8 protein-coding genes and 1 pseudogene are annotated in these 13,229 nt (G+C 44.4%); 5 read left to right on the top strand and 4 right to left on the bottom strand.

Translation table 11 applies throughout. The features are described from left to right. Window positions 1-71: 71 nt before the first annotated feature. Window positions 72-1,340, top strand: coding sequence for an IS701-like element ISMae34 family transposase (locus MAE_RS22375; RefSeq protein WP_012264125.1), 1,269 nt, complete (start codon window positions 72-74; stop codon window positions 1,338-1,340). A gap of 13 nt (window positions 1,341-1,353) precedes the next feature. On the opposite strand, the pseudogene MAE_RS22370 reads toward MAE_RS22375, so the two are convergent. Both MAE_RS22370 and MAE_RS22365 read right to left on the bottom strand, forming a co-directional pair. Continuing rightward, a pseudogene (locus MAE_RS22370) lies at window positions 1,354-2,036 on the bottom strand (IS630-like element ISMae25 family transposase); the annotation flags it as partial. A 196-nt stretch (window positions 2,037-2,232) separates the two neighbouring features. Next, complete coding sequence (locus MAE_RS22365; protein ID WP_002734824.1) at window positions 2,233-3,318, bottom strand: hypothetical protein; 1,086 nt, start codon at window positions 3,316-3,318, stop codon at window positions 2,233-2,235. A gap of 893 nt (window positions 3,319-4,211) precedes the next feature. Here MAE_RS22365 and ltrA point away from each other — a divergent pair. Continuing rightward, the gene (gene ltrA / locus MAE_RS22360) at window positions 4,212-6,053 is read left to right on the top strand and encodes a group II intron reverse transcriptase/maturase (RefSeq protein ID WP_012267552.1); all 1,842 of its coding nucleotides are present in this window, start codon (window positions 4,212-4,214) and stop codon (window positions 6,051-6,053) included. A gap of 660 nt (window positions 6,054-6,713) precedes the next feature. Further along, entirely contained in the window at window positions 6,714-9,044 is a 2,331-nt protein-coding gene (locus tag MAE_RS22355) for a heavy metal translocating P-type ATPase (RefSeq protein ID WP_012267551.1), read from the top strand. A 199-nt stretch (window positions 9,045-9,243) separates the two neighbouring features. Here MAE_RS22355 and MAE_RS22350 read toward each other — a convergent pair whose 3' ends face one another. Beyond that, a complete protein-coding gene (locus tag MAE_RS22350) occupies window positions 9,244-9,585 on the bottom strand; it encodes a hypothetical protein (protein ID WP_002795936.1) in 342 nt (113 codons plus the stop codon). A gap of 12 nt (window positions 9,586-9,597) precedes the next feature. Here MAE_RS22350 and holB point away from each other — a divergent pair, with 12 nt between their 5' ends. Then, on the top strand, window positions 9,598-10,563 hold the full coding sequence (gene holB, locus MAE_RS22345; protein WP_002795934.1) for a DNA polymerase III subunit delta': 966 nt from the start codon (window positions 9,598-9,600) through the stop codon (window positions 10,561-10,563). Window positions 10,564-10,600: 37 nt separating this feature from the next. Further along, window positions 10,601-10,816 (top strand): hypothetical protein, encoded by a 216-nt coding sequence (locus MAE_RS22340; protein WP_002795932.1) that lies wholly within the window; start codon window positions 10,601-10,603, stop codon window positions 10,814-10,816. Between the two features lie 433 nt (window positions 10,817-11,249). Here MAE_RS22340 and ftsH2 read toward each other — a convergent pair whose 3' ends face one another. Next, window positions 11,250-13,136: an ATP-dependent zinc metalloprotease FtsH2 gene (gene ftsH2 / locus MAE_RS22335; RefSeq protein ID WP_002795930.1), complete on the bottom strand. Its 1,887-nt coding sequence runs from the start codon at window positions 13,134-13,136 to the stop codon at window positions 11,250-11,252. Window positions 13,137-13,229 lie beyond the last annotated feature (93 nt).

The following is a 13,229-nucleotide window of genomic DNA, read 5'->3' as shown; positions in this document are numbered from 1 at the left end:
TTAAACGCCAAATAAAGATCAAATCGAGTATAATCGTTAAAGAGTAAGCACTTTACGTTGAAAGAGCAGCGATGAAAGAGACAACCCCAGCCGCGATGCCCCCATGCTTTGACCGATGGTGTCGGCGGTTTGACAATTGCTTCAAAAACGAAGCGCAAAAAAACGGCTTCAGACAATATTTAGGAGGATTATTAGGGGAAAGTGAGCGGAAAAACCTCACTCAAATGGCCAATAATGCCGTCGGAGTAGTTTATAACCGATTACATCACTTTTTGACCGAATCTCCCTGGTCAGACCGTCAGGTGAATGAATGTCGGTTGCAAGTGATGAACCAATGCCGCCAGACGCAAATCCCCCGAGGATTTTCCCTGATTGTCGATGACTCAGGACATCGAAAAAGTGGCAATCTGACCGCCGGAGTTGGCAGGCAGTACCTAGGAGAAATTGGCAAGACAGACAACGGAATAGTCGCCGTCACTACCCATCTCTACGACGGCAAAAAAAGTGTCCCCCTAGACATTGAAATTTATCAACCGGCTAGTTCCTTAGCCGAGGGGAAAGAAGACAAAGAATTTAAGAAGAAACCGGAGATAGCGATAGATTTAATTGACCGGAGCTTAACCAGAGGCTATCGACCGAAAATCGTCTTAATAGATGCTGGTTATGGCAACAACACAAATTTTCTCAAAGCCCTGGAAGAAAGAAAGCTAAAATACTTAGGAGGATTGGCAAAAAATCGAAAAGTAATTATTGAAAAAGAAGGGGGTGTGGAAGAAACAATCCAGCTTGAGCAACTAGCAAAAAGCCTATCAGAAAAGGATTGGGAGAAAATCACCCTAAATCTAGATAAAGAAAAAACGGTTTGGGTAGCGGTATTCAGAGCGAAAATATCTCAACTAGAAGGAGAAAGGAACTTGGCGATCGTCATGAATGCAAGTTCAATGGAAAAAGCCACAGAGGTGGACTATTTCATCACCAATGTAGTTGAGGCAGATACAGTAACAGCGTCGTGGATAGTCAAGACTTACACCGAAAGAAATTGGGTGGAAGTATTCTACCGAGAAGCCAAAGGATGGTTAGGGTTAAGGGAATACCAAGTCAGGGATAAACGAAGCTTACTTCGTCATTTTATCCTGGTGTTTTGTGCCTATACATTTATCCTGTGGCATAAGTTAACTGGGGGATTGCAAAGGCAGTGGGCGAATCGACCTTTAAACACTTTTGTGGAAGCCTTGGAAGCTTTTCGGACAGCGATGTCTTTCCGTTTCTTTGAGTGGCTGACCGAGAATCGGGATGTGTTTGCCGCTTACAAAGCCAGTTTAGGCTTTGTTTGGGCTTGAAATTTGTTTAAGTCCCACTATCACTATAGTGATAGTCTTCTTTTTTATCTTGTCCAGGTTGCATGGGTATCGGAGGGTAAACTTCTCCAAGTAGTTGCTTTGATGCTTCATCCATCGCGATTAACGGTTCTTCTTCCGATGGCTGAGTGCCATACAGGTCAAGGACAACTTCCATCTGGGCAACAAATCGGGCTAAATCCTGTTCCGGAATACAGTATCTTTGGGTTTTCCAAGGGCGTAATTGGTTTTTTTTAGAGTACGCCACACCGTTGGACTGGAAATCTCGGTGATAATTTGTCTTTGTTTGAGTTCCGAGGTTAATAGTCGGATTGTCCACTCGGCTCGGCCAGATGGTGGCTCCGAACAGCACAGGGCAATGATTTGGGCGGCGGCGGCTCCATCAACTTTTGCCGGAGTGGGGGGAGTTTTTCTCGATTTCCGTTCTAATGCTGGTTTTTCGCCTTTTTGAAGAAATCTTTGACGAATACGTCCCACTGTATTTCTATGAACTTCTAAAGCTTCGCCTATTTCTTCATCTGTCCATTTCCTTTTCGCCTGTTCTCCCTCGTCACACATCAGCAAAATCCGAGCGTGGAGAATTTTTTTAGCTGGTGCATAGCCATTACGACTGATTTGTTCGAGGTTTTCTCTTTGTTCCCCTGTTAGATTGACTTTATCTCGCCGACCTCTTCCCATGATTGATGTCCTCTGCTTGTTCGAGCTATTGCCCTATTTTAGCTGAAACAGTCCACTACAATATCTCTTGACTGAATTTTATTTGTCCCTCATTCTATCGCATTTGAGCTTTATTTTGAGGGTTTGCGAGGGAATTAGTGCGTTCACTTCGTTAACGCACCCTACGAGATCGGCGATCGCACTAAAACTTTATAAATTATGAAGGTGAATCTCCTTTAATGAAGGATAACTTAGGAATAGGAAAATGTGTTGATACCTCAAACCATTGAAAGATATTCATTGCACATTCTATAGCCTCTAAAGCATCTTCTTCGGTCAGTGCAAATGTTGTTTGATTTCCAGCATGAGGTTGGCCTAAATGCGCTATCTTGTTTCGAGTTTTATAAAGCCTGGTAGCTTTTTGGTATAAAGCCTCATTATCAACCAGTAAAGATTTTCCAAAAATATATAAGGGTATCTCATGAAGAAGCTCTAGAAACTTGCTTCTACTACGTAGCAATTCATAAACAGGATCTTTAGTAATTAAAGTTCCTCCTTTTTGAGAAAAAGGAACTAATCTTAAAACATTATCAGCATCTCCATTTTGAGTAATAAGTTCATATGCTTCATCTGATTTTGTCGCAGCTAATGTTTCGACAGAAATAGCTGTATACAGCAGAGATCTTCTATAATCTTTGTCTTTGTAAGCATGGATTGAGTCGAGTAACAGTCTTTCATATACAAAGCTCTTTGAAGCCAAAAAATCTAAATCTGCATCCTTTAAATTTTCCCATGTAACCGCCGTGTCTACTATGTATCTTTGTATACCCAACACTGTTTTTTTGGCAGCCGTAAAATTTAATTCAGGTAGCTCAAGGAGTTCACGTTCGGAAATACAGGAAAAACTTTTAGGGATTGTAACCTGCTTACTCATTTGACGCAGGCTTGAAGAGAAGCGTTCTACATAAGTGGGAAGTGGGTTATAGTCAGAACTTACTTTTCCTCCTGAATCAATCCGAAAAATCTTTGCCTCTTCTTCTTCTATAGGAAATGGAATAGAAGTAGGGTCAAACTCCCCAAGCGAGGTTCCTAATATAAAACCTCCTGTCAAAACAATGATCGTGCCATTAACAACTCCAACCTTTTTGAAACTAAAACTTTTAGAGGCTAATTCTACTTCTGAGTAGGTTAAGGGATTGATAAAAAACCATCCAGGCAAGGACTTAAGATTTAGTATTAATGGATCATTGGGGTGAATCCTCCAATAGACATTACCTACGAGTGATATAGCGTAAATTTTCATATTCCACTAATGTCTTCATTCTTTTTAATTTGACTAAGCTAAATATGCTGCCGTTACCAAAACCTAAAGCAGCCCGACTATATAATATACGGAAAGTTTCCGTATGTGACGCTAAATACGCATTTTTTTAAGAATCTTTCCGTATATTACGCTCAAATGGAGCGATCGCAAGAAGTTTTCCGTATAATATTACGATAAGGTGCGAAACGTTTAGGCATGAAATAGGGCTGAAATGCCCGAAATAACCGCCTAGTAAGGTCTTCAGTCCCCCGACTGAATCTAAGAGGTCAACCCAGACCAACCTTATAACTGTTTATATGTCCCGACGTTTAGTATCGTCAGATACCAAACTAGGCAAGGGGACTCAAGGTCAAAACACTTTGTAACAATTATTTACAATCGCTACAAAGGTGAGAGTAACGGCGATAGCCACCCCCAGATTCAGAAATCACAACTCTGGGACTGAAGCGGGGAACGGAAGGCTCCTAGATGTAACCTAACATCCAAACCGAGACCACTGCCAACCATCCATGATTAGGTGTGAACCGAATGTCCGACTTGAACCATCGTAAATATTGCAGTAGTGAAATAGGTTGACACACTGCGTTCAAAAGAACAAGGGGAAACAGTAAGGTACTCATATCATCACTTACACAGACCTTTAAAATACCCCGGTGGAGAGGACAAATCTAAAGATGGAATGCCCACATAAACGGAACGTTATAAGCCCTTTTAGGCTCTGAGTATCGGTCGAAATACTCAGTAGTGATAAGTGTAAACGCAAGCCTTCAAGGGTGTGAGATGTAACCAAAAGCCAACGCCTGACAGTAATAATCAGGATATGCTGACGGGTTACGGTTTGATTGTAAGGATAGAGTCTAGTAGGAGTCTATATGACGAAATCGAGAGAAGGTAAAGGATTCGGGAAACCGAAAACCACTAAGACTACGAATGTATGGAAAACTATCAATTGGGCAAAAGTCCAAAGATATGTTTTCAAGCTCCAAAAGAGAATATACCAAGCGGCTAAATCGGGACAGGATGCAAAGGTTAGAAGGTTGCAACGTCTATTGGTGAAATCATACTATGCTCGTTTATTAGCAGTTCGCAAAGTAACCCAAGATAATCAAGGAAAGAAAACAGCAGGAGTCGATGGAATGATAGCAATATCCCCAGAACAAAGGCTAAATCTAACCGAAGAAATCAAAGGAACACTTAAAGCAAAACCGCTAAGAAGGGTATGGATTCCTAAACCCGGCAGGGATGAAAAACGCCCATTAGGAATACCAACCATCAAAGACAGAGCTAGACAAGCGTTGATTAAATCGGCACTTGAACCAGAATGGGAGTCAAAAATGGAAGGAACCAGCTATGGTTTCCGACCCGGAAGGTCTGACCATGACGCTATATCAAGGATATACATCACCATTAATCAAAGTAGCTACTTTGTATTAGATGCTGATATTGCCAAGTGTTTTGACCGAATTAATCACGACTTTTTACTGTCCAAAATTCATTGTCCAAGCTCCCTGAAAAGAGACATCAAACAATGGCTCAAAGCAGGAGTTTTGGATAACGGTGTATTTGAAGAAACAGAAACAGGGACACCACAAGGAGGGGTAATAAGTCCACTACTAGCCAACATCGCACTGGATGGAATGGCAAGATTAATTGAAACACTATTTCCCAAAAAGGGAAATGGTAAAAATCAAGCTGTTTTAATAAGGTACGCCGATGATTTTGTGGTGATTTCACCATCACTCGAAATCATTGAACAGTGCAAAACTGCCATTTCTGAATGGTTAAAGCCTATTGGATTAGAACTTAAACCAGAAAAAACCAGAGTGTGTCACACACTCAAACCTATTGAATACAATGGGAAAATGGAAGAACCCGGTTTTGACTTTCTAGGATTCAATATCAGGCAATATCCAGTAGGAAAATACAAATCTGGGAAAGATGGGGCAAAACGATTAATTGGTCACAAAACCCACATCAAACCCAGCCAAAAAGCAGTTAAAACCCACACAGAAGCGATTAAAGGTGTAATCAAAAAACACAAAACAGCACCTCAATCAGCCCTGATTAGTCGACTAAACCCAATCATTAGAGGTTGGGCTAACTACTACTCAGGAGTAGTATCTATGGATACCTTCAATAAACTAGACAATACAACCTGGTTAATGTTAAGGGCATGGACAGTATCAAGATGCGGTAAAGCGAACTACGAAAAGCTGAGAAATTATTTTAGACCGGATACAGTTAAACTCAGCAATGGGAAAGAAAGACACGAATCTTGGTTATTTAAGACCAAAGACGGTCATCAATTATGGAAACATAATTGGACACCAATTGTCAGACATACCCTAGTACGCGCCGACGCCTCACCTTATGACGGAAATTGGACTTACTGGGCGACCAGACGAGGACAAGCAATCGACACACCGACAAGAGTAGCCAAACTACTCAAAAAGCAACAAGGCAAGTGTAGCCGATGTGGACAATACTTCACCCCATCGGATTTAATTGAAGTTGACCACATTCTCCCGTTAAGCCTAGGCGGAAAGGATGAATATAAAAACCTTCAATTACTACACCGCCACTGTCACGATGATAAATCGGCAACCGATGGAAGCCTAGAATCATCTAGTTTGACATCATCTGTTAAACAGGATAACACAAGGTCAACCAAAAGAAGTCAAGCTGTATCCTTAACAAGGGAACAATCAAGCTAGGAGCCGTGTGAGGTGAAAGTCTCATGCACGGTTCTGAATGGGAGGGGAGGTCGGTGACGACCTTCTCGACCCCTAATCGTGTTATGCCGATTAGCGTACTCTGTGATGAACCCTTCCCCACTGATTTGTTCAAAGTTTTCGGGAGCATCTCACTTACGCGATAAGTAATTATACTTAGCCTAAAAGCCACTCTTAATCGTGTCTTGGAACGAAATAGAGGCTTTTAAAGACTGCGTACATGGAGAATTAAAACAAGAATTACCCTCGAAAAGCCTATTTTTCCACTAAGTATTTATGCTCATTGCAAAGGTGAGATGCTCCCAAGTTTTCTCGTTGTGCGACTGTCAGATGAACTTTATCTCGCCTACATCTTCCCATGATTGATGTCCTCAGTTGAGCCTATCTATTGCCCTATTTTAGCTGTGTCAGTCCACTACCAGATCGGCTACCTAAAATTTCAGCTAAGCTAAACGGCGCTTAACCTGCATGATCCAACAGCTATAACCCTTTTGGAGTCTATATCGGTGATCCGAAGTAAAAGCCGTTTAGCTTATCTGTAATGAAATTTCATCTATCTGTAACCCTACAGGCCAAAATAGTTTAAAAATCCGTCGAGAATTTCTAGGATAGAAGTAAAGACCATCCTTGCCTACTTTTTCTATGATCCTAGCCGCCGAAACTGGACTAAAAACCGCTACTCTAGACGTAAAAGGCATGAAATGCGCTGGCTGTGTGAGTGCCGTGGAACGACAACTCAGCCAAAATCAAGGGGTAAAATCGGCCCAAGTTAATCTAATCACGGAAATTGCCGTGATTGAATACCAACCAGATGCGATCGCACCAGAGCAATTAGCCGCAAAATTAACCGCAATCGGATTCCCCACCCAACCGCGCAGCTCATCGACTCCCCTTTCTCAACAAAATCAACGGCTGCAAAACCAACAAAAAGAACGGCAACAACAATTATACCGATTAGCGATCGCTTGTTGTTTACTGGTTTTTTCCCTGATTGGTCACTTACACCACATCGGGGGACCAGAAATCCCCATCTTTCAAAGTATTGCTTTTCACTGGATTTTAGCCACCCTAGCCATTTTATTCCCCGGCCGCGATATTTTCATCGATGGTTGGCGGGGATTACGGCACGGGATGCCAAATATGAACACTCTCGTTAGTTTAGGCACAGGTAGCGCCTATATAGCCAGTTGTTTGGCTCTTATCTTCCCTAATCTCGGTCTAGAGTGCTTTTTTGATGAACCAGTCATGCTGTTAGGTTTTATTCTCCTCGGACGGACTCTAGAAGCGCATTCCCGTCATCGCGCAGCCGCAGACTTAGAAGCGCTTACTTCCCTACAACCGGCAGTGGCTCACCTGATTGGTAGTACAGATGACCGTGTGGGTGTGGCGATTCCGGTGGAACAGCTGCGCGTCGGGGAATGGGTGCGCGTCTTACCCGGGGAAAAAATTCCCGTGGATGGGGAGATTATTCAGGGAAGAACCACGGTAGATGAAGCTTTGTTAACGGGGGAATCGCTGCCGGTGGTCAAGGAAATGGGAGATCTAGTCATTGCTGGCAGTTTTAATCTCTCTGGTGCGATCGCTGTGCAAACTCGTCAGGTGGGGACCGATACCACCCTAGCTAAGATTATCGCAGCCGTGGAATCAGCCCAAACTCGCAAGGCCCCGGTACAGAAGATAGCGGACCGGGTAGCGGGTTATTTTGCCTACGGAGTCATGATAATTGCCCTAATTGTGCTGCTCTTTTGGTATTTTTGGGGAACTAGGCTCTTTCCAGAGGTGTTAGGGTCAACCACAGGACACCACGAGATGATTCAACCCACTTCTCCCCTACTTTTGTCCCTAAAATTAGCGATTTCCGTGCTTGTGGTCGCTTGTCCCTGCGCTCTCGGTTTAGCCACACCGACGGCCCTACTGGTGGGAACCAGTTTAGCAGCCGAACGGGGTATTTTAATTAAAGGGGGCGATGTTTTGGAAACCGTCTCGCAACTGCAAACGGTGGTTTTTGACAAAACGGGAACCCTCAGCCAAGGTCATCCAGAAATTACCGATTGTTTGAGTTTTTCTATCCTTAATTCCCTGGAAATTCAACAATTAGCGGCAGTAGTGGAGAGTGGTACTAATCATCCCCTCGCTCGGGCGATTTTAGACGCGGTTACTCCCCCTACTAACCTGACGGGGGAAGATTTTCAAACTGTCGCCGGATTGGGAGTTTCGGCAAGGGTGCAGGGGTCGAAAATTGTTCTGGGAAATCGGCAATGGTTGGCGCAAAACGGCATTAAAATCGATGAAACTATCTGGGGGATTCAAGAGCTTTTACAAGCGGGTAAAACGGTGATTTATCTGGGGATGGAAGAACAATTACTCGGTGCGATCGCTTTTCAGGATCGATTACGTCCCGATGCTCAAACAACCGTGAATCAGTTGCAAAAACTCGGTTTAGAGGTGATTTTACTCAGTGGTGATCGCCAAGAAGTGGTGACAGCGATCGCTAATAGTTTGGGTATTAGCCAATTTTATGCCGAAGTTGCCCCCACCGAAAAATCCGCCTTAATTGCCGACCTACAGACAAAAGAGGGCAAAATCGTGGCTATGGTCGGGGATGGTATCAATGATGCTCCCGCACTAGGACAGGCTAACATCGGTATTGCTCTGGCCGGTGGCACAGAAGTGGCCATGGAAACGGCTGGGATCGTTTTAATTAGCGATCGCCTGGAGGATGTGGTGCAATCTCTGCATTTAAGTCTGGCCACATGGCAAAAAATCCGACAAAATCTTTTTTGGGCTTTGGGTTATAATACCTTTGCTATTCCCATTGCCGGTGGTTTATTACTGCCCCGTTGGGGTCTAGCTTTCAGTCCGGCCTTAGCAGCAGCTTTAATGGCTTTTAGTTCGGTTATGGTAGTGAGTAATTCCCTGCTTTTACGTCGTCAATTTCCTCCGCTCAAATCGACGCAGGAAGGCAAAAACTAAAGCAATTACCGATTTTTTCTCGATAAATCTATCAAGCACCAAAAAGAGCGGCTCTCTTATTCTTTGTGTGATAAGTTTCACTGATACAGGAGCGATCAATCTCTGTGTCCTCTGTGTCTTTGTGGTTCGTTACCCAAGAGAGCCAAGATGGTATTTTGTCCCCGTCTTTGTCAGTTGACGGAGACAGGAACAAATCGGGTTAAGCAGTAATTCTGGTCAGGGATTGGCCTTGATAATTTTTGGTAATAATCTGGTGAATAGATTGGAAAAATTGCCGACAACGATTATTAGTTCTCAGGGGCAATTCATGATTTTTTACCAATAAATCGATCTGAAGTTCCGAGCTAGTGGGAGGATGAATAAATAATTCCACTTTCACTAACTGGGGAAAGAGCGCATCGTTAGGAACCTCCGATAAAAGTAACACATCGGGCCGGCGCTTGATGATTTCAAATTCACCCAAACTTAGGATATCATCGTATAAAAGCCCGGTCTGATGGGGAGAAATTCCGACAAAATAAGAACAGGAATAGCGAGCCATGGCAGGGAAAAGATGATAGATTGGTCACGGTTAATCGGTCAAAATCAGGCCATTGAACTACTACAAAGAGCGCTTGAAATCAATTCGATCGCTCCCGCTTACTTATTCGCCGGCGCTAAGGGGATTGGACGCAATCTAGCAGCAAAATGTTTCTGTCAAGACTTGTTAACTAGAGATCGATCTCCGGAAACAAGGGAATTAATCCTGAAACGCTTTCTCGGGGGCAATCATCCCGATTTACTCTGGATTGAACCCACTTATCAACACCAAGGCAAACTGCTCACCGCAAAAGAAGCACAGGAAAGCAATCTCAAGCGTAAAGCCCCCCCGCAAATCCGCATCGAGCAAATTCGCGAGATTACTAACTTTTTAAGTCGTCCTCCCCTGGAATCGTCCCGCTCTGTGGTAGTGATCGAGCAAGCAGACACCATGACGGAATCAGCAGCAAATGCCCTCTTAAAAACGCTTGAGGAACCGGGAAAAGCCACTTTAATCCTGATTGCTCCCAGTCCTTCCTCTTTACTACCCACTCTCGTTTCTCGCTGTCAACATATCCCTTTTCAGCGTCTTTCGGAAGAAAATCTCGCTCAAGTCTTGCGCTCTAACGGACACGCTCGCGTTCTCAATTATCCGGCAATTCTCGGTTTAGCCCAAGGTAGCCCCGGAGAAGCGATCGCCGCTTTAGAATTTCTCGACAGTCTCCCCCAAGATTTACCGCGATCTTTGAGCAAATTTCCCCTAAAACTCTCCCAAGCACTGGAATTAGCCAAAATTATTGCTCAAACTCTTGACACGGAAACCCAATTATGGTATGTGAGTTATCTTCAGTATGAGGATTGGCAACGACGACGAGAGCGATCGATTTTAGAAATCTTGGAAAAAACCCGCCGGCAGCTGTTAGCCTACGTTCAACCCCGTTTAGTCTGGGAATGCACTTTCTTGGCATTAGCCAAGCTATCCACCGCCCAAAAGTCTTAAAATTGTTATATTTATCGATCGAGTGGGGAGAAAGACCATGAAAATGAAATCCTTAGTTTTGCTGATTCTGTTAACCTTGACTACGGTTTTAGGTGCTTGTCAGGGAGGAAAAGAAGCCGAAGAACCGAAAAACGTCCCTACCACGGTGGAATCGCCGCAAAAAGACGAAGATAGCGATAAAGACGGAGAAAAGCAGCAAAAAGACGGTGATAATGACCAGAATAAAGACGATGACGATGACGATGACGACTAATTGTAAAAATCAAAAAATTATTGTTAGGGTTAGGAGTCAGTAGCCAGTAGTCAGTAGTCAGGAGAATTAAGAATGAGAATAATAATCAATTAAATGGTCTATTTACAGATTTTAGGCAATTTAATCCTTATTTTTGCAGCTTTTGAACCCTTAACTAGGGTTTGCGGCAAAAAGTACGGGCGAAGCATTCGGTTAGAAAATCTACGGTTTCACCGATAGGTGATTGTCCGAATGCTTCGCCCCTACAGGACGCGGGCCGATGAAGACGCAAGGTTTTGAACGACGATTCTCTCAAAATCTTGCACCTGTTTCGCGAAAAAAGCCACAAAACTCTTACCTTGCCTACATTTCACATTTATTCAGCAAACCCTAACTAGGATAAAAAAATCGGGTGAGCCTTAACCCACCCGATCGCATATAGATTGAAATCAACCTATAACTGTGGTACAAACTGTTCTTTTTCGGGAACGTAGGCGTATTCAGCCACAATTTGCCGGAATTCTCCCCCATCGATCGTTTCTTTTTCGATCAGCAGGTCCACCACTCGATCGATCACTTCGCGATGATCGCGAATAATTTGCCGAGAAATTTCATGGCAGTGTTCCACGATCGAGCGCACCTGATCATCGATGCGAGTAGCGACCTTCTCAGAATACTCGGAACGAGTCATCAAACCGCCACCGAGGAACACTTCACCCCCTTGACTTTCTAGGGACAAAGGACCCAAATCGCTCATCCCGAAACGAGTCACCATCTGACGCGCCATATCAGAGACTTGCTGTAAATCGCCACCGGCACCGGTAGTCACCTCATCATAGCCGAAGATTTCTTCCTCGGCTGCCCGACCACCTAAAGCACCGGAAATCCGGGCCATTAACTGAGCTTTCGTGGTTAAACCCTGTTCTTCGTTGGGAGTGAACCAAGTTAAACCCTGGGCCTGGCCCCGGGGAATCAGAGTCACTTTCTGGACGGGATCGTGATCTTTTAAGAGCGTACCCACGATCGCATGACCCACTTCATGGTAAGCGATTAAGCGCTTGCTCTTGCTATCGACTAAAGGAGTGCCTTCCATACCGGCGATAACGCGATCTACCGCGTCATCTATCTCTAGGAGGGTAATGGCATCTTTACGACGACGGGCGGTTAAAATTGCCGCTTCGTTCAGTAAATTGGCTAAATCTGCTCCACTGAACCCTGGAGTGCGACGGGCGATCGCTTCGATGGAAACGTCGTTGGCCAGCTTTTTATTGCGGGCGTGAACGTCTAAAATCTCTAAACGACCTTTAAAATCGGGCGCATCGACGGTTACTTGGCGATCAAAACGGCCCGGACGCATGAGAGCGGAATCGAGAACATCGGGGCGGTTAGTGGCGGCAATGATGATAATTCCCGTATTCCCCTCGAAACCGTCCATTTCTGTCAATAATTGGTTTAGGGTTTGTTCCCGTTCATCGTTACCACCACCGATACCGGCACCCCGTTGACGACCTACTGCGTCAATTTCATCGATAAAGATTAAACAGGGAGCATTTTCCTTGGCTTTTTTGAACAAGTCGCGCACGCGAGAAGCACCGACACCGACAAACATTTCCACAAATTCCGAACCGGAAATGCTGAAGAAAGGTACACCCGCTTCACCGGCGATCGCTTTAGCCAACAGGGTTTTACCCGTACCAGGAGGGCCAACCAAAAGGACTCCTTTGGGGATTTTGGCACCGACGGCGGTAAATTTCTCCGGTTGTTTGAGGAAAGTGACGACTTCCTGTAATTCTTCCTTCGCTTCGTCAATTCCCGCCACATCATCAAAGGTGATACCGGTTTTCGCTTCCATCTGGAAACGGGCTTTTGATTTACCAAAACTCATCGCTTGACCCGGACCGCCTGGGATATTATTAGAACGGCGGAACAGGAAAAAGAGAGCGGCAATCAGCAAAAAGGGGAAAAGTAGATTACCGAGGAATCCCCACCAAGCGCCGTCATTCCGCATCGGGTGAGCATCGAAACTAATTTTAGAATCGCGTAAACGGGCGATCAAATCCGGGGAATTGGCCGGTAAATCGACCCGTAGGCGTTGTACTCGGTTTTCTAGTTCTGGATCTAGGGCCTGTACGATCGCGGTTCTGCCCCCTTCGTAGAGATCGACGCTGACAACCCTACCACTGTCTAGGTATTCTAGAAAGCGTCCGTAGGTCATGCGGGTAGTGGCGGTGTTATTGCCGATATTACTGGTGGCGGTGGCAAAAGTGCCTTGCCAGAGGAAAAAACCGACCACGAGGGCGGGCAATGTCCACAGTAAAATCGTTTTCCAAGATAGTTTCATGTTTGTTTAGTGGTTCTAGGATAAAGATTTTTGCTTAACTCATTTAGCTGTTTTTGTCAAGGATTTTACGTTATTTTTTCGATATTAATCCCC

Source organism: Microcystis aeruginosa NIES-843, from assembly GCF_000010625.1.
GTDB lineage: Bacteria > Cyanobacteriota > Cyanobacteriia > Cyanobacteriales > Microcystaceae > Microcystis > Microcystis aeruginosa.
Note: the sequence above shows the minus strand (reverse complement) of the source record. Positions and strands in the feature narration are given on the sequence as shown.